Annotated in this window: 16 protein-coding genes; 8 read left to right on the top strand and 8 right to left on the bottom strand. The window is 72.2% G+C overall.

What is annotated here, in order from left to right; genetic code table 11:
* Nucleotides 1-62: 62 nt before the first annotated feature.
* Nucleotides 63-848, top strand: coding sequence for a sigma-70 family RNA polymerase sigma factor (locus tag BLV72_RS32740; protein ID WP_059146221.1), 786 nt, complete (start codon nt 63-65; stop codon nt 846-848).
* A gap of 41 nt (nt 849-889) precedes the next feature.
* Nucleotides 890-1,558 (top strand): dienelactone hydrolase family protein, encoded by a 669-nt coding sequence (locus tag BLV72_RS32735; protein ID WP_093466870.1) that lies wholly within the window; start codon nt 890-892, stop codon nt 1,556-1,558.
* A 126-nt stretch (nt 1,559-1,684) separates the two neighbouring features.
* Here the strand turns inward: BLV72_RS32735 and BLV72_RS32730 are convergent, their stop codons facing one another.
* Nucleotides 1,685-2,755: an ATP-dependent DNA ligase gene (locus BLV72_RS32730; protein ID WP_093466868.1), complete on the bottom strand. Its 1,071-nt coding sequence runs from the start codon at nt 2,753-2,755 to the stop codon at nt 1,685-1,687.
* A gap of 78 nt (nt 2,756-2,833) precedes the next feature.
* On the opposite strand from BLV72_RS32730, the gene ligD reads away from it, so the two are divergent.
* A complete protein-coding gene (gene ligD / locus BLV72_RS32725; RefSeq protein WP_093466866.1) occupies nt 2,834-3,838 on the top strand; it encodes a non-homologous end-joining DNA ligase in 1,005 nt (334 codons plus the stop codon).
* A 34-nt stretch (nt 3,839-3,872) separates the two neighbouring features.
* Nucleotides 3,873-4,868 (top strand): GlxA family transcriptional regulator, encoded by a 996-nt coding sequence (locus BLV72_RS32720; protein WP_093466865.1) that lies wholly within the window; start codon nt 3,873-3,875, stop codon nt 4,866-4,868.
* On the opposite strand, the gene BLV72_RS32715 is transcribed toward BLV72_RS32720, so the two are convergent.
* The 4 genes from BLV72_RS32715 to BLV72_RS32700 form a co-directional block, all read right to left on the bottom strand.
* The gene (locus tag BLV72_RS32715; RefSeq protein WP_093466863.1) at nt 4,865-5,989 is read right to left on the bottom strand and encodes an asparaginase; all 1,125 of its coding nucleotides are present in this window, start codon (nt 5,987-5,989) and stop codon (nt 4,865-4,867) included. The two genes, BLV72_RS32720 and BLV72_RS32715, sit on opposite strands and share 4 nt — an antisense overlap.
* A gap of 45 nt (nt 5,990-6,034) precedes the next feature.
* Nucleotides 6,035-8,143: a SpoIIE family protein phosphatase gene (locus tag BLV72_RS32710; protein WP_093466861.1), complete on the bottom strand. Its 2,109-nt coding sequence runs from the start codon at nt 8,141-8,143 to the stop codon at nt 6,035-6,037.
* Nucleotides 8,144-8,241: 98 nt separating this feature from the next.
* Nucleotides 8,242-9,096, bottom strand: coding sequence for a caspase family protein (locus BLV72_RS32705; RefSeq protein ID WP_093466859.1), 855 nt, complete (start codon nt 9,094-9,096; stop codon nt 8,242-8,244).
* A 190-nt stretch (nt 9,097-9,286) separates the two neighbouring features.
* Nucleotides 9,287-9,898, bottom strand: a complete 612-nt coding sequence (locus BLV72_RS32700; protein WP_093466857.1) for a TetR/AcrR family transcriptional regulator — start codon at nt 9,896-9,898, stop codon at nt 9,287-9,289.
* A 122-nt stretch (nt 9,899-10,020) separates the two neighbouring features.
* Between BLV72_RS32700 and BLV72_RS32695 the strand changes: the two genes are divergently transcribed.
* Both BLV72_RS32695 and BLV72_RS32690 read left to right on the top strand, forming a co-directional pair.
* A complete protein-coding gene (locus BLV72_RS32695; protein WP_093466855.1) occupies nt 10,021-10,443 on the top strand; it encodes a nuclear transport factor 2 family protein in 423 nt (140 codons plus the stop codon).
* A complete protein-coding gene (locus tag BLV72_RS32690) occupies nt 10,436-11,302 on the top strand; it encodes an NAD(P)H-binding protein (RefSeq protein ID WP_093466853.1) in 867 nt (288 codons plus the stop codon). Before BLV72_RS32695 ends, BLV72_RS32690 begins: the two co-directional genes overlap by 8 nt.
* Nucleotides 11,303-11,387: 85 nt before the next feature.
* On the opposite strand, the gene BLV72_RS32685 is transcribed toward BLV72_RS32690, so the two are convergent.
* Both BLV72_RS32685 and BLV72_RS32680 read right to left on the bottom strand, forming a co-directional pair.
* Complete coding sequence (locus BLV72_RS32685) at nt 11,388-11,900, bottom strand: hypothetical protein (protein ID WP_093466852.1); 513 nt, start codon at nt 11,898-11,900, stop codon at nt 11,388-11,390.
* Complete coding sequence (locus tag BLV72_RS32680) at nt 11,897-12,322, bottom strand: ATP-binding protein (protein ID WP_240450821.1); 426 nt, start codon at nt 12,320-12,322, stop codon at nt 11,897-11,899. The genes BLV72_RS32685 and BLV72_RS32680 overlap by 4 nt, the downstream gene beginning before the upstream one ends.
* Nucleotides 12,323-12,884: 562 nt before the next feature.
* On the opposite strand from BLV72_RS32680, the gene BLV72_RS32675 reads away from it, so the two are divergent.
* Nucleotides 12,885-13,700 (top strand): SDR family NAD(P)-dependent oxidoreductase, encoded by an 816-nt coding sequence (locus BLV72_RS32675; protein ID WP_093466848.1) that lies wholly within the window; start codon nt 12,885-12,887, stop codon nt 13,698-13,700.
* A 115-nt stretch (nt 13,701-13,815) separates the two neighbouring features.
* Here BLV72_RS32675 and BLV72_RS32670 read toward each other — a convergent pair whose 3' ends face one another.
* Complete coding sequence (locus BLV72_RS32670) at nt 13,816-15,219, bottom strand: NsdA family TPR-like regulatory protein (RefSeq protein ID WP_093466846.1); 1,404 nt, start codon at nt 15,217-15,219, stop codon at nt 13,816-13,818.
* Between the two features lie 278 nt (nt 15,220-15,497).
* On the opposite strand from BLV72_RS32670, the gene BLV72_RS32665 reads away from it, so the two are divergent.
* Nucleotides 15,498-16,364, top strand: a complete 867-nt coding sequence (locus tag BLV72_RS32665; RefSeq protein ID WP_093466844.1) for a helix-turn-helix domain-containing protein — start codon at nt 15,498-15,500, stop codon at nt 16,362-16,364.
* The last annotated feature ends 1 nt before the right edge of the window (nt 16,365 follow it).

Genomic DNA, 16,365 nt, shown 5'->3' with positions numbered 1-16,365 from the left:
TGAGGGCGCATGCGAATCTGGTGGCGAACCGCCGTGACATCGGAACACGGAGGCGAGTGACCATGTCAGCAACCGCGACTCGCCAACGACGCCATGACGACACTCCCGACACCGGCGGTGCCTTCCTGCGTCTGTCCCGGCTCCCGTCCGGACCTGAGCGCGACGCGCTGCGCGAGGCGATCATCTGCGCCTGGCTGCCCGTCGCCAAACGCCTGGCGCTGCGCTTCCGCAACAAGGGCGAGAACATGGAGGACCTCACCCAGGTCGCCTCGCTGGCCCTGGTGAAGGCCGTCGACCGCTACAACCCCGACCTCGGGCATGCCTTCCCCTCCTATGCGATCCCCGTCATCACCGGTGAGCTCAAGCGCCACTTCCGCGACTATCTGTGGACGCTGCACATCCCCCGCAACATCCAGGAGGTCCGTTCCCGCACCCGCTCCGCGCGCGACGCGCTGGAGCAGGAGCTCGGCGGGCGCACCCCCACCATCCATGAGATCTGCCTCCGCACCGGTATGCCCCAGGAGGATGTGAAGGCGGGGCTGGAGGCCAGCGCCTCCTGCACCCCACTGTCCCTCAACGCCGCGGTCCAGGGCGCCGAGGAGCGGCTGCTCGCCGAGACGGTGGGCGCGGACGACGCCGCGATCGAACGCGTCGTCAACCGCGAGGCGCTGCGGGTGCTGATCGCCGAACTGTCGGAGCAGGACCGCTACGTCCTCTATCTGCGGTTCTTCGCCGGGCTTTCGCAGAGTCAGATCGGTGAGATCCTGGGCTTCTCGCAGATGCACATATCCCGCAGGCTCTCCCGGCTCTACAGCGAGCTGCGGCAAGGGCTCATGGCCTACGCCTAGCCGCAAGCCCAGCCCCCGCAACCCCCGCCAGGAGGTGGCCGATGCGCTCCGAGACCGCCCGTATCGCCGCGGACGACGCCATGCTCGTGGGCGATCTGGCCCTTCCCGACCAGCCCATCGGCGTCGTCGCGTTCGCCCACGGCAGCGGCAGCTCCCGGCACAGCCCGCGCAATCGCGCGGTGGCCCGGGTGCTGCAGGACGCGGATCTGGCCACCCTGCTGTTCGATCTGCTCACCGACGCCGAGGAGCGGGTGGACGCGATCACCGCCGAACTGCGTTTCGACATCCCGCTGCTGGGCCGGCGGCTGGTGGCCGCGGTGAACTGGCTCGGCGAGCATCCGGCCACCTCGACGCTGCCGGTGGGGCTGTTCGGCGCCAGTACGGGCGCGGCGGCGGCGCTGACGGCCGCCGCGGAGCGACCGGAGCGGACGGCGGCCGTGGTCTCCCGCGGCGGCCGGCCCGATCTCGCGGGCGGTGCGCTGAACCGGGTGCGGGCGCCGGTGCTGCTGATCGTGGGCGGTGACGACCACGAGGTGCTGCGGCTCAACCAGCAGGCGGCCGCCATGCTCGTCGCGCCGCACGAGATCCATGTGGTGCCCGGTGCGAGCCATCTGTTCGAGGAGCCCGGAACGCTGGAGGAGGCCGCCGAGGCCGCGCGTGACTGGTTCGCACGGATGGCCAGGCACCCGGCCCGGGGCGGCAAGCGGTGACGCGCGTGGCGCGGCTGGGGGGAACGCCTGCGGCGGGCTGTTCCCCTCCCGCCCCTGCCCGCATCCGGGGCTCCGCCCCAGACCCCGGGCGGCGCCCGCCCGGTGGCAGGCGCTGACGGACAGCCGCTACCCGTCGGACGACCCCAGCACCTGGCGCAGATCGTAGGAGACCGGCTCCTCGAGCTGTTCGTAGGTGCACTGCCCGGGCTCCCGGTCCGGCCGCCAGCGCCGGAAGCGGGCGGTGTGCCGGAAGCGGCCGCTCTGCATATGGTCGTAGGCCACCTCGCACACCCGCTCCGGGCGCAGCGGCAGCCACGACAGATCCTTGACTCCGGTCCAGCGGCTGGGCGCGCCCGGCATCCGGCCCGCGGCATGGGCCTCCTCGCGCGCCCAGTCGGCCCAGGGGTGGCCTTCGACGGTCTCCATGGCCAGCGGCTCCAGCTCGGCCAGCAGCTCCTGGCGGCGGCGCGCGGTGAAGGCGGCGCTGACGCCCACGTGCTGGAGTCGGCCGGTGGCGTCGTACAGGCCGAGCAGCAGCGAGCCCACGCCCTGGCCGGACTTGTGGACGCGGTACCCGGCCACCACACAGTCGGCGGTGCGCTCGTGCTTGACCTTGACCATCACGCGCTCCCCGGGGCGGTAGCGCAGGTCGGGGCTCTTGGCCACGACACCGTCGAGCCCCGCCCCCTCGTAACTCTCGAACCACTGCCGGGCCACGTCGAGATCGTCGGTGCAGGGGGCGAGGTGCACCGGATCCGCGGCGTCGCGCAGCGCCTCGGTCAGCGCCTCGCGGCGCTCGCTGAGCGGGGCTTCCATCAGCGAGGCGTCCCCGAGGGCGAGGATGTCGAAGGCGACGAAGCCGGCCGGCGTGTTCTTGGCCAGCATCCGCACCCGGGAGTCGGCGGGGTGGATCCGCTCCAGCAGGGCGTCGAAGTCCAGCCGTCCGCCGCGCACGATGACGATCTCGCCGTCCAGGACGCAGCGCGGCGGCAGGTTGGCGAGCAGCGCCTCGGCCAGCTCGGGGAAGTAGCGGGTGAGCGGCTTGGTGGTGCGGCTGCTGATCTCGATCTCGTCCCCGTCGCGGAAGACGATCGCCCGGAAGCCGTCCCATTTGCCCTCGTAACGCATCCCGGGCGGGATCGTGGCCACGGCCTTGGCCAGCATCGGCTCGACGGGAGGCATCACCGGAAGGTCCATGATGTCCGATTGTGCTCCTGTGACGGACCGCGTGCCCGCCGGGAGGCGGCCTCGGGCGGGCGGGCCTAGCGTGGCCGTATGGCAGAGTCGGTGGAGCTCACGGTCGGCGGTCGCACGGTGCGGGTGACCAACCCCGGGAAGGTGTACTTCCCGGAGCGCGGGTTCACCAAGCTGGACCTCGCCCGCTACTACCTGGCGGTCGGCGAGGGCGCGCTGCGGGCGCTGCGGGACCGGCCGACGACGCTGGAGCGCTATCCGGACGGGGTCGACGGGGAGTCGTTCTTCCAGAAGCGGGCCCCGAAGAACCTCCCGGAGTGGATTCCGACCGGCCGTATCTCCTTCCCCAGCGGGCGGCACGCGGACGAGATCTGCCCCACCGAGACGGCGGCCGTGGTGTGGGCGGCGAATCTGGGCAGCCTGACCTTCCATCCGTGGCCGGTGCGGCGCGGCGACACCGAACACCCCGATGAGCTGCGGATCGACCTCGACCCCCAGCCGGGCACCGACTACGAGGACGCGGTGCGGGCCGCGCAGGAGCTGCGCGAGGTGCTGGACGGGCTGGGGCTGCGGGGGTGGCCCAAGACCTCGGGCGGGCGGGGGCTGCATGTGTTCGTCCCGATCGCGCCGGAGTGGACCTTCACGCAGGTGCGGCGGTCCGCGATCGCGATCGCGCGGGAGTTGGAGCGGCGGGATCCGGAGCGGGTGACCACCAAGTGGTGGAAGGAGGAGCGGGGCCGGAAGATCTTCGTGGACTACAACCAGACCGCCCGGGACCGCACCATCGCCAGCGCCTACTCGGTACGCCCCCGCCCCCATGCCCCGGTCTCCGCGCCGCTGCGCTGGGAGGAGGTCCCCGACGCCCGGCCGCGCGACTTCGACCTGGCCACCATGCCGGTGCGCTACCGCGAGCTGGGCGATGTGCACGCGGACATGGACGAGCACGCCTTCCGCCTGGAGTCCGCGCTGGAGCTGGCCACGCGGGACGAGCAGGAGCACGGGCTCGGCGACCTCCCCTATCCGCCGGAGCATCCGAAGGCGGCGGGCGAGCCGAAGCGGGTGCAGCCGAGCCGGGCCAAGAAGTGATGGCCAAATCCTCGGCGGCTGCGAGAATCGCGCCATGTCCGTCTTCGTTCACCCCGGCCGCCATCGGGTGGCGGTGCTGGTGCGCCACGGTCTGCTGCCGTTCGAGCTGGGCATGGCGCACCGGCTGTTCGGCCGGGCCGTATCGGCCGCCGGCGAGCCGCTGTACGAGGTGGTGACCTGCGCGCTGGTCCCCGGTGAGGTGCGCACCGACTCCGATGTCACGATGCGGGTCGCGCAGGGCCCGGACGCGCTGGCCGAGGCCGACACCGTGCTCGTCCCGGCCGCCAACGAACCGGACGAGCCGCAGACCGAGGGCCGGCTGGGCGCCGCGCTCACCGGCGCCTTCGCCCGGATCCGCCCCGGCGCCCGGATCGCCTCGATCTGCACGGGGGCGTTCGTGCTGGCGGCCGCGGGGCTGCTGGACGGCCGCCGGGCGACGACCCACTGGCAGGAGGTCGACCGGTTCCGGGAGCTGTTCCCGGCCGTCGCGCTCGACCCGGACGTCCTCTACGCGGACGAGGGCGAGGTGCTGACCTCGGCCGGGGACGCCGCCGGTATCGACCTGATCCTGCATATGATCCGGTGCGACCACGGCGCGGCGGTGGCGGGCGAGGTCGCCCGCGGTTCGGTCGTGGCCCCGCATCGCGACGGCGGCCAGGCGCAGTTCATCCGGCGGCCGGTGCCGGAGCAGCGCGGTGGCTCCACCGGCGCGGCCCGCGCCTGGGCGCTGACCCGGCTCGACCGGCCGCCGACCCTGCGGGAGCTGGCCGAGCGGGAGTCGATGAGCGTACGGACCTTCTCTAGGCGGTTCCGCGAGGAGGTGGGGATGACCCCGGTGCGGTGGCTGACCCAGCAGCGCCTCGAGCGTGCCCGGCAGTTGCTGGAGGAGACCGATCTGCCGGTGGACCGGATCGCGGCCGACGCGGGCTTCGGCACCGCCGCCTCGCTGCGGCAGCATCTGCACACCGCCCTCGGGGTGTCACCGAGCGCCTACCGCTCCACGTTCCGGGGCAGCGCCGCCGCCCTCTAACGACGGGCCGTGAACTGGCCGGTGCCCAGGGTGTGGAACCACGTCTGGATCCGGTGTTCGTCGTGGGTGGTGGCGAGCGAGAGAAGCAGCAGCAGCCGGGCCTTCTGCGGGGTCAGGTCCTGGGCTCCGATGACGCCGTGGACATCGGGGTCGTAGACCGAGCCGGAGCCGGTGCGCGAGGCGGAGACCATGACCACCCCGTTCTTGACGGCGTCGTCCCGGGCCTCGGTCATGGCCGGGGAGAGGCCGCCCGCCCCGGTGCCCGCGGTGACGATCCCGGCCGCCCCGGCATCGGCGAACGCCTTGATGGCCTGCGGTCCTGCGCCCTGGTAGCTGTAGGCGATGTCGACCTTGGGCAGCGGTCGCCGGGCGATCCGGTCGAGGTCGAACGGGGTCTTCCAGGCGGGCTTGCCGCACTGCTCGACCCGGGCCGGCGCACGGTTGACACGGATGTGGCTCTGGTCGATGACGCCGAGTTCTCCGCTGCTGCCACTGCTGAACGCGTTCAGCCGCAGGGTGTCGGACTTGCGCACCTCGCGGGCGGCGTGGATCTGGTCGTTGAGCATCACCACGGCGCCGAAGCAGGTGGTGCGCCCGCTGGCGGCGAGGTGGATGGCGTTGTAGAGGTTGGCCGGGGCGTCGGAGCCGATCACCGTCCAGGGCCGCATGGAGCCGGTGAGCACCACGGGCTTGTCGCTGCGGACGGTCAGGTCCAGCCAGTACGCGAACTCCTCCATGGTGTCGGTGCCGGTGGTCACCACCACCCCGTCGTTGAACTTCAGGGCGTGGTCGACGGCGGCGGTGAGCCGGCGGTACTCGGGGATCGTGTAGTTGTTGGAGTCCTTGTTGCCGAACTGCTGGGTGGTCACATCCGCGACCCGGTTCACCTCGGGCCTGAGGTCGTTCACCAGCCGGGACACCCGGAGCTTCCCCGCCTCGTAGTCGTCGAAGGACACCTTGGACTTGCTGACGCCCGCGATGGTGCCTCCGGTGCCGATGACCGCGACCTTGGGGGTGGGCCCGGGGTCCGGCTCCGCGGCACCGGCGAGGGAGGTCGTGGTCCCCAGGGCGACGGCCACCAGGGCGGTCACTACGGTGAAGCGGCGGGCGAGCTGAGCCATCGGGACGTCGTTTCATCGATGGGGTGGTGCGGTGTCGGCCCTTCTTCAGCCACTTTCCACGGTAACCACGGACGTCTCCGGCAGGCGAGGGCGGCGCAGCCGGGCCAGCAGCAGGGCCACATCATCGTCCGGCGCACCGTGCAGCGCGGCCAGCACCTGGTCGCAGATCCGCTCCAGCGGGCCCTGGTGGCGGCGCAGCAACTGGACCAGGGTGTGCAGTCCGACGTCGAGGGACTGATGGCGCTTTTCCACCAGGCCGTCGGTGAACAGAGCCAGCAGCGCCCCCTCGGCCAGCTCCCGCTCCACCGAGGCGAAGGGGACGCCGCCGACGCCCAGCGGGGCGCCGGTGGGGATGTCGATGAGTTCGGCGTCGCCGCCGGGCTGCACCAGCACCGGGGGCAGATGGCCGGCGGTGGACATCTCGCACCGCCCGGTGCGCGGATCGCAGACCGCGTAGAGACAGGTGGCGATGGACTCCCCCAGGCTGGGCGTGATCTCGTCGAGATGGCACAGCACCTGGGCCGGGGGCAGATCGAGCCGGGAGAAGGCCCGGGTGGCGGTGCGCAGCTGGCCCATGATCGCCGCGGCGTGGATGCCCTTGCCCATGACGTCGCCGACCACCAGCCCGACCCTGCCGTCCGGCAGGGGCAGCACATCGAACCAGTCGCCGCCGGCGGCGCTGACCGCGGGCAGATACCGGGAGGCGATCTCCAGGCCGTCCAGGTCGCGCGGCTGCTGGGAGAGCAGGCTGCGCTGGAGGGTGAGCGCGGCGTCGCGTTCGCGGGCGTAGAGCCGGGCGTTGTCGATGCACAGGGCGGCGCGGATGGCCAGTTCGCAGGCGAGGGTGAGGTCCTCCTCGTCGAACGGCCTGGGGTTGATGGTGCGGTGCAGGCTGAGGGTGCCGAGCACACTGCCGCGGGCGATCAGCGGGGCGGCGATGTACGAGTGCACGCCCTCGCGCAGCAGCACCCGCGCGGCGTCGTCGTCCCGGGCGATCCGCCGTACGTCCTGCTCGGTCACGTGCGGCACCAGGATCGGCCGGGCCTCGCGGACGCACTGGGTGATCAGCCGGGTGGGTTCGTAGCGGGCGATCTCGCCGACCGGGTCCGCCGCGTGGACGGCGTCGGTGGGATAGCCGGCGGCGACGGCGAGCGCCCGGAAGCGGGCGGAGCCGTCGGTCCACACCCGGGGCGTGGCCTCGCGGTGCACCACGGAGTCCAGGACGTCGACGGCCGCGAGATCGGCGAGCCGGGGCACGGTCACGTCGGCCAGTTCCTGGGCGGTCTGGCGCAGATCCAGCGTGGTGCCGACGCGGACGCTCGCGTCGGCGATCACGGCCAGCCGCTCGCGTGCCTCGGCGATCTCGCTGGTCTCCCGGTGGCGCCGGGAGATGTCCATGATGGAGACGGCGACGCCCAGGATCCGGCCACTGGGGTCCTCCAGTCGGTAGTACGACTCCGACCAGGCGTGGTCATGGTCGGGGTCGGCGGGGGTCCGGCCCACGCTCTGCTGGTCCAGCAGCGGTTCCCCGGACTCCAGCACATGCCGCATCGCGGCCTCGATGGACTCGCTGTCGAGCCCCGGCAGCGCCTCCCCGACGCGGAGACCGCGCACCTGGGGCTCGGTGATGGAGTTCATCTGCTGCAGGGCCGGGTTGGCGCGCAGCCAGCGCAGCTCGGTGTCGAACACCGCGAGCCCCACCGGCGACTGTCCGATCAGGAAGCCGGATACGGCCAGGTCGGTCTCCAGCCGCCGTACGGTCCCCTCGTCGGCGGCCAGCCCCAGCGCGTAGCCCTCGCCGTGGGCGTCGCGCAGGCCCATGGTACGGAACTCCACCTTCAGGGTGGAGCCGTCCGGGCGGCGGACCGGGAAGACGCCGGCCCAGGTGTCGCCCGCCCGTACGCGCGCGAACAGCTCCACGGCCGCGCGCCGGTCCTTCGGGTGGACCAGCAGCTTGTCCGCGCGGCGCCCCAGCGCCTCGGCCGCGCGGTAACCGAACAGTTGTTCAGCCTCCGGGCTCCACAGGGCGATCCGCCCCTCGACGTCCAGCGCCACGGCGGCGACCCGCAGCAGATCGAGCACTCCTCCCGGGGCGGTCGCCATACTGCCGATACCCGCCTCGTCCTCCTGGTCAACACGGTCATGCGTGGTCATACCGGCACCTCACCGGCTCGCCGTGCCCTCCTACTGTCATACCTCGCCGGGCGGGCCGCCGCACACGGGTATGACGCGGGCACGCTACAGATCCCGGATCAGATGGTGAAGGGCCGCTGCCGGGCGAAGGCGGAGTTCGGCGCACCCGCCTGGAAGAGGTGGGGCGTCTGGTCGGGCGGCATCCGCTTGACGATCTCCCGGTGCAGTCCGCGGTAGCTACCCGCGAAGGCACCGCCCCGCCAGACCTCCAGCAGGGTGGCGGTGAACAGACCGTTGACGATCCCGTCGGCGGAGGTCTGGTTGTCCTGACAGCCGGAGATCTGCAGCACGCTGGCGTCGATTTTGGCGAGGTCCTTGGCGGTGCGGGTGTTCTGGATGCGGTCGTAGGCGTCACGGTCCCGCCGGTAGACGGCGGACTGCACCGCCTGGGGCATGGCCCGGATCCTGCGGCCGACCTCAGCGGGGTCCGCAGTGCTGAAGCGCCGGTCGAGCTCCTGGGCGCTGAGCACCTCGGGCAGCCGCCGGGCCACGGTGCCGCTGTGGCAGCTGTCGGAGAGCAGCCAGATCCGCACCCCCTTGGCGAACTTCCCGAACAGCTCGAACAGCTCGTCGTCGACCAGTTGCCGGTCGTGGAGCACCCAGGTCTCGTCGAGGCGGTCCCCGGTCTCGTCGTGGTTGAGATCGGGCACCTGACCGCCGTGGCCCGAGTAGGTGAGGAAGAGGATGTCCCCCTCGGCCAGCCGCCCGGCCGCGGCCTCCAGGGTGGCGGTGACGGTCTCCGCGGTGGCGGCCGGGCTCAGCAGCGGGTCGGTCACATCGAACCCCGCGGCGTCGGCGATCCCGGCCATGTCGACGGCGTCCTGCTCGCAGGCGCCCAGCTCACCGCTCCAGCCGTCGTAGGCGGCGGGGTCGACCTGGTTGAGTCCAATATGGACGGAGAGGCCGGTTGACATGGGGGCTCCTAGGGTCGAGGACGCGCGGCGGCTCACCACCGCTCGTCACTAAGCGATGATGCGGGGCCGCGCACCGCCATGCCCGTTCTCCGGCCCATCCGGAGGAGGAGCCCCGCCGGAGAAGCCGCCCGTCACAGGAGGCGCCCCGCCGACGTGGCGCCCCGCACGCCCCAACGGCAAGCCCCGGCCGTCACTCCCCGGGCGGCCGGGCGCCCAGGGCCCGCAGCGCCATATCGGCGGCGCGCTCGAAGTAGCCGGGCTCCAGGGGCGCCCCCCGGGCCGAGACGCGCCAGTAGACCAGCCCGCCGAGCAGGTCGAGCGCCAGCTCGCGGTCGAGGTCCTGCGGCAGCTCACCGCGCTCGGTCGCCCGGTCCAGCATGCCGATGGCGCGGGCGCGCCGCGGCTCGCCGATGCAGCGGGCCAGGGCCTGGAACAGCTCCTCGTCCCGCTGCGCCTCGGCGATCAGGTCCGGCAGGATCCGCGAGAACCGCGGATGGGTCAGCCAGTCGGCGACCCGATGAAGCGCGGCCAGCACATCGCCGCGCAGGGATCCGGTGTCGGGCTCCTCGGCCAGGGCGACGCTCAGCTCCGAGACGACCGCGATGACCATCCGCTGTCTGGAGGGCCACCGCCGGTACAGGGCGCTCTTGCCCACTCCGGCCCGTTTGGCCACGGCCTCCATCGACAGCCGGCCGTATCCGTGCTCGGCGAGCTCGTCCAGAACGGCCTCGGCGATGGCGGCGGTCTTGTCCGCACGCAGGGTGGCGGCGCCGCTCGGGGGGCGCCGGTTGGTGTCCGACATGGCTTCGAGGTTAACAGACGGACGGGACGGTACCGTCTCGTTCTATGATGGGCAGACGGAACGGTACCGTTCCGTCCGTTGGTGATGAGATTCCCCTGTGAGAAGTGAGAAAGAAGGACGTCATGGACGACCGCGTCAAGGTGTTCGAGCGGGCGAAGGAACTGCTGCTCGACCACGACATGATGGGATTCGCGAACCTGTGGGCCGTCGACGGCACCCTGGAGTTCCCCTTCGCCCCGGCCGGTCGGCCGCGCCTGCTGGAAGGGCGTGAGGCCGTGCGCGCATACGTGCGGGACTACGCCGACCACATCGATCTGCGCGCCGTGGCGCATCAGGTCGTCCATCGCACCGAGGACCCCGAGGTGCTGATCGTGGAATTCTCGATGGACGCCGTGGCCGTCTCGTCCGGCCGCCCGCTCCGCCCCTCGTACATCGCCGTCATCACCGTCCGGAACGGCGAGATCGCCTCGTATCGCGACTACTGGAATCCGCTGATGCTCAGCGAGGTCGGCTTCGGTGCCGAGGAGGACCGGACCCATGACTGAACCCACCGTTCTGGTCCTCGGCGCCACCGGGAACACCGGTTCCAAGGTGCTGCGGATGGTGCGCGCCCAGGGCGCGCGGGCGCTGGCCGCCACCCGGCGGCCCGAGACCGCGGCCGGGGCGGGCGAGACCGTCCGGTTCGACTGGCACGACCCGGCCGGCCATGCGGCGGCGCTGGACGGCGTGGAGCGGATCTATCTCGTCTCGCCCCTGGGGGTGGCCGAGCCGCGCCCCGTGGTCGAGCCGTTCCTGAACACCGCTCTCGCCCAGGGCGTACGGCGGGTGGTGCTGCTGAGTTCCTCCGCGGTCCCCGAGGCGCCCACGGGCCTCGGGGCGCTGCACACGCTGGTGAAGGAGACCGTTCCGGAGTGGGCGGTGCTGCGGCCCTCGTGGTTCATGCAGAACTTCACCGGTGACCACGCGGTGGCCCATGCCATCCGGGGCGACGGCGAGATCGTCACCGCCACCGGGGACGGCAGGGTGGCCTTCGTCGACGCGACGGACATCGCCGCCGTCGCCACCCGGGCCCTGCTGGACGACCGCCCGCACAACACGGACCATGTCATCACCGGTCCCGAGGCGCTCGACTACGCGGAGGCCGCGCGCATCGTGACCGAGGTCTCCGGGCGGCCGGTCCGCCATGTCGCGGTGGAGGCCGGGGAGTTGCGGCAGAGGCTGGAGGCGATGGGGATCCCGGCGGAGTTCGCCGCGGTGCTCGCCGGGCTCGACGAGGACATCCGGCACGGCGCGGAGGACCGGACGACCGACACCGTCCAGCGGGTCACGGGGCGCGCTCCCCGCTCCTTCCGCGCCTTCGCCGAGGCACACCGCGCCGCCTTCGTCCCGGCGCCCGCCGCCTAGGCCCAGGCCCGGCCCCCTGTCCGGCGGACCGCCACTGGCCCGCGGCGTCCGTCGCTGCCGTCAGCGGGCGCCGAGGTCCACCGGACTAGCGGAACAGCGCATCCGTAAGGCCGGGCCGGTCGATGGCCTCCTCCAGGGCGGCGCGCAGCGTACGGCTGTCGGTGAGCGGGCCGCCGGGCCGGATCAGCCAGACATGGCCCTGCCGGACGCAGCCGGGCCTGGGGCAGCGCAGCACCCGGCCGGGCCCGGCCGCGGCCACCGCGCGGCGGCGGGCGTACGCCGTCCCGGCCAGCCAGCCCTTCCACTCGGCCGCCGATCCGGGCGGCACCAGGAAGGAGAGCACATGGCTGGCGGTGGCGAGCATCACCGGCCCCGCCGCGTCGCGCCGCCGCAGCGCCTGGATCACCGCGGTGCCGATGTCGTCGCACATCCGCACCAGGTCGAAGACGGGACCCACCGGCAGATCGGCGAGGCCGCTGCCGCTGGCCCACTGCAGCCGCACCCGCCCGGGGTCGTCGCTCGCGGCGAGCAGCCATTCGGCCGCGTCGGTCTCCACGGTGACCCGCATCCGGCGGTCACCGCGCGCCCCCGCGTTCATGAGGTGGCCACCAGCGGCAGGGTGAACCACACCTTCTTCCCCCGGGCTCCGGGGTCGGGCGGCTCGGTGCCCCAGTCGAGGGCGAGGTCCTCGACGATGGCCAGCCCTCGTCCGGACTCCTCGGTCGGCTCCGGCTTGCGGGCGACCGGGATCACGGGCGAGCCGTCGGCCACCTCCACCCGCAGCTCACGGCCGAAGCGTTCCAGCGAGACGGTGATGGTGACGGTGTCGGCGGGGCCGGAGCTGCCGTGCTCCACGGCGTTGGCGAACAGCTCGTTGGTGGCGAGGACCACATGGTCCACGATCGCGCCGAGCCGCCAGTCGCGCAGATGCCCGGCGACCATCCGGCGTACGGCGGCGGCGCGGTCGGGAAGGGCGGGGAACTCCGCCCGGAAGAGCCGGCGGGTGTCCAGCGGGATCACCGTCCTCTCCCCTCCAGTGCAGGGGACGGGGATCGCCGCGGCGGCCGGCCCGGTAACCGGATCGGCTCCCGGCGCGGTAACCGGATCGGCTCGCGGGCGGTCCGCGGAGACCGCGATGCCATGGCTCGCGCCCATCGTCTCGCTCTCCTCATCGGCCGACGCCGGCCTGTGCGACAGTCCTGGAAAGGATCGGCTCACGGTGTCGGTCCTCACGCTCCTCGTCGGTCTGTGGGCTGTGGTGGCCTACGGGCCCAGGGAGCGATTGATGCCCCGGTGAGCGGGTAGGCGCATTCCGGCGACCGACCGCCTGACATCTGAGCTGGTGACAGGTGGTGCGCACATCCCACCCGACCCGCCTGGACCGGCTGCCACGGACGGAGACGGCCCGGTCGCGGTGAGTGCCGGATACCGGCATGGTTCCTCCTTCGAAGGCAGCGCAAAGCGCCGTCGGTCGCCGTTCATGTAGACAAACGGTTGGACCGGCCGGTGGGCGAGAGGGCATGGGGGTTGTCCGGTTGTACGGGCGTAGTGGTTCGGGCTGTACGGTCCGGACGTGGCAAGCGTGAGCGACGGCCGCGAGGGGCGGCTCGGCCCGGGGGAACGGCCCGGTGTGGACGCCAAACGGGTCCTGGTGACCGGCGGCTCCCGGGGGCTGGGTGAACAGATCGTACGGCTACTGGCCGCCGGTGGGGCGCGATTGGCCACGTGCGCGCGGACACCGGAGGATCTGCGGGCCCTCACGGCGTCCCTGAGCGCCGAGGGCCAGGGGGAGTTGTTCACCCGTGCGCTGGACGTCACCGAGCCGGGGCTGCTGGAGGAATTCGTCGATGCGGCGGGGATACGTTTCAGCGGTCTGGACGGCGTGGTGGCCTGCGCCGGCGGCGCCCGCGGCCGCGGCATCGAGGACGCCGATCCCCGGGACTGGTCGCTGACCTGGGAGATGAACGTGGGCCATACGGCACGGCTGGTGAAGGCCGCGGTGCCGCATCTGCGCCGCGCGGGCGGCGGCTCCGTGGTGGTGATCGCCTCCATCTCCGGCTGGAAACCGGGACCCCAGGCGCAGTACGGGGCGGCCAAGGCCGCCCAGATCCATCTCGCGGCCTCGCTCGCCCGCGAGCTGGGCCCGGACGGGATCCGGGTGAACGCCGTCTCCCCGGGGTCCATGCTGATCCCCGGGAAGCGGTGGGACCGGATGCGCACCGAAGAGCCCGAGGCATACGCCCGGTTCACGGCCGAGCTGCCACGCGGTGAACTGGTCACCCCGCGGGAGGTCGCCCAGGTCGTGGCGTTCCTGCTCTCGGACGCCTCGAGCGGGATCTCCGGTGCGCATCTGCCCGTCGACCGAGCCCAGAACGCCCCCACGCCGGGAGGGTATTGACCCCCCGGCGCTCCCCCGAGCGGAGGCGCTCCGGACACGTCACCGGCCGCTCACGCGGAGCGGCCGGAGACTTCGCCGAGGCACCGGGCGGGGCGAAGCCCCGGGGCCCGATGCCTCAGGCGGCCACGCCGAGCACCGTCCGGGAGCGCTGCTCGAACTCCCGGACCATGGGCTCCCCGCGGTGTGGCCGCAACCGGCTGCGGAAGTCGCGCAGCGCCTGGATCGAGCGCTCGCTGTGCACCCCGCTGAGCGTGTCCAGCGCCTCGCCCGCGGTGCCGACGGCCTCGTCCAGCCGGTTCTGCTGGAGATAGGACGTCGCCAGCACGGATCTGCTGATGGCCTGGCGCCGGCGCCGGTCGGCGTTGGCGCGCACCGATTCGGCGGCGGCGTGCTCGGCCTCGGTCGCGTTGCCCAGGTCGCGGAAGCACAGCGCCGCCTCGGCCGCCAGATAGTGGTGGTCGAGGAAGCGCACCCAGGGCGACTCCTGCTCGGGGCCCTGGCTGGCCTCCAGCTGGGCGTCGGCCGCGCGCAGCGACTTGGACGCCTCCCGGGGCTGGTCCAGGGCGGCGTAGCCTCGGGCGGCCATGGCGTGCAGCCGCATCAGCCCGAGCGGGCTTCCGGCGTGCTTGGCCGTGGCGACACCGACCCGGGCCAACTCGACCCCCGCCTCGGGCTGGCCCAGGTTGGTCGCCAGATGGGACAGGCCGGCCAGGATCTGACCGCCCAGGACCCGGTCACCGCCCTCGGCGCACAGCCGCAGCGCCTGGGTCATATAGCGCTGGGCCAGGCCGTATTCGGCGTTGTCATAGCTGCTCCAGCCGGCCATCGCGGCCAGCTTGGCGGCGGCGGTGAACAGCTGGCGCCGCTCCTGGGGGGGCGCGCCGCGCTGCTGGAGCATGGGGACGACCTCGGTCGACAGATAGAGCACGATGCTGGCGCGGACCTGGCCGCCGCCGAAGCGATTGTCCATCTCGTCGAACATGTTGATCGCCGCGTGGACCTGTTCGACGCGGCCGCCTTCGGCCGCGGGTGCGAGCCGGGCGGTGTCCTGGTTCTCGACCAGCCACAGCAGCCATTCGCGCTGCGGGGTCACCAGTGCGCCGGCGACGAAGGGCACCGCACCCAGCAGGCTGCGGCGGGATATGTCGGTGGAGCCGAGTTCGGCGAGCGTGTGCAAGGTTTCTGCTACGTCCTCCCGGTAGGCCAGCGCGCGGGCCACGACCGGGCGCTGTCGGTCGGAGATGAACCCCAGCTCGGCGGGGGCCACGGGCCTGCCGAGCCGGTGGGAGAGCACGGCGGCGATCAGCTCCGGCGTGGTGCCACGCGGCTGTCCGCCTTGCAGCCAGCGGGTGACGGACGCCTTGTCGTAGTTCGACTCGCGCCCCTGCCTACGGCCCAGTTCATTGACCCGCAGGGCCAATGAGGCGTAGGAGCACCCGGATTCCTTCAGAGCCGCAGCCAACCCGACGTTGACCACGGCGCCTTGGCGCCCGCTTACCGGCTGTGCGTGATGCGTCACCGTGACCGTCCCTGTTTCGAGCCACGGCGATCTGCGGGTTCCCCATCGCTCGGCGCCGACCATCTGGCCGGGGACCTCAACCACGTTGTGGACATGGGTGGTTGGGAGCCCTCGCCATAGAGGGTGAGATGGGTCACGTGCTCACTATGCGTGGTGAAGCCATCACCCCGCAACCATCGTTCTGATAATTTCAAACCGATCGACTCGCTCTGTCAGTGTCATCCAACGCGTGGCACACTGTGCAGGCATATGACAGCCATTCCTCCGGGAGGCGGGACGTGAGCGAGGCACGGCCGGCCGGCGCCGCCCCCACCGTCTTGCGCAGAGTCCTCGGCAAGCGCCTGCGGCATCTGCGCGAGCGGGCGAAGGTGTCGTTCGAGGAAGCCGCGAAAGCCATCGAGGTCACCCCGTTGACCGTGCGCAGGATGGAGAAGGCGGAAGTCGGTCTCAAGATTCCGTATCTCAAGGAGCTGCTGCGGAACTACGGCGTCCGCGGCCCGGAGATGGAGGACTTCCTCGCCCTGGCACGGGAGGCCAACCAGCCGGGCTGGTGGCATCAGTTCCGCGATGTTCTTCCGGACTGGTTCAGCGCTTACGTCAGCCTGGAGAGTGAGGCCACCGTCATCCGGGCGTACGAGCCCCACTACGTCCCCGGGCTGCTCCAGACTGAGGACTACGCCCGAGCGGTGCTGCGCATGGGCTTCCCCCATGACACCGAGGAGGAGCTGGAGCGCCGGATCGCCCTGCGCGTCCAGCGCCAGGAGCTGCTCACCAAGTCGGACGCGCCGACCATCTGGGCCATCCTCGACGAGACGGTGCTGCGCCGCCCGGTGGGCGGCTCGCGGGTGATGCGCGAGCAGATCGACCATCTGATCGACACCTTGGAGATTCCCAAGGTCAGACTGCAGATCATGCGGTTCGCGGCGGGGCCGCACCCCGGGGCCTTCGGCCCCTTCCACTACTTCCGCTTCGGATTCTCCGAACTGCCGGACGTCGTCTACACGGAGAGCCTCACCGGGGCGGTCTATGTGGACAAGCCGGCCGAAGTCGTCGCCTATCTCGAGGTCCTGGACCGGATGGCGGTCCAGGCCGAGCGGATCGGCGACTCCAGCACCATCCTGGCCGAACTGCGTAAGGAGCACTGAG

The sequence above is a fragment of the Streptomyces melanosporofaciens genome, assembly GCF_900105695.1.
GTDB classification, from domain to species: domain Bacteria; phylum Actinomycetota; class Actinomycetes; order Streptomycetales; family Streptomycetaceae; genus Streptomyces; species Streptomyces antimycoticus.
The sequence above is the reverse complement of the archived record's forward strand: the minus strand, read 5'-3'. Positions and strand labels throughout refer to the sequence as shown.

Bases quoted from the DNA above. Each gene is read 5' to 3' on its own strand.
- BLV72_RS32685 (WP_093466852.1), bottom strand. From the start codon at position 11,900: ATGAACGCGGGGGCGCGCGGTGACCGCCGGATGCGGGTCACCGTGGAG.
- BLV72_RS32740 (WP_059146221.1), top strand. From the start codon at position 63: ATGTCAGCAACCGCGACTCGCCAACGACGCCATGACGACACTCCCGAC.
- ligD (WP_093466866.1), top strand. From the start codon at position 2,834: ATGGCAGAGTCGGTGGAGCTCACGGTCGGCGGTCGCACGGTGCGGGTG.
- BLV72_RS32700 (WP_093466857.1), bottom strand. From the start codon at position 9,898: ATGTCGGACACCAACCGGCGCCCCCCGAGCGGCGCCGCCACCCTGCGT.
- BLV72_RS32705 (WP_093466859.1), bottom strand. From the start codon at position 9,096: ATGTCAACCGGCCTCTCCGTCCATATTGGACTCAACCAGGTCGACCCC.
- BLV72_RS32730 (WP_093466868.1), bottom strand. From the start codon at position 2,755: ATGGACCTTCCGGTGATGCCTCCCGTCGAGCCGATGCTGGCCAAGGCC.
- BLV72_RS32720 (WP_093466865.1), top strand. From the start codon at position 3,873: ATGTCCGTCTTCGTTCACCCCGGCCGCCATCGGGTGGCGGTGCTGGTG.
- BLV72_RS32695 (WP_093466855.1), top strand. From the start codon at position 10,021: ATGGACGACCGCGTCAAGGTGTTCGAGCGGGCGAAGGAACTGCTGCTC.
- BLV72_RS32735 (WP_093466870.1), top strand. From the start codon at position 890: ATGCGCTCCGAGACCGCCCGTATCGCCGCGGACGACGCCATGCTCGTG.
- BLV72_RS32710 (WP_093466861.1), bottom strand. From the start codon at position 8,143: ATGACCACGCATGACCGTGTTGACCAGGAGGACGAGGCGGGTATCGGC.
- BLV72_RS32690 (WP_093466853.1), top strand. From the start codon at position 10,436: ATGACTGAACCCACCGTTCTGGTCCTCGGCGCCACCGGGAACACCGGT.
- BLV72_RS32715 (WP_093466863.1), bottom strand. From the start codon at position 5,989: ATGGCTCAGCTCGCCCGCCGCTTCACCGTAGTGACCGCCCTGGTGGCC.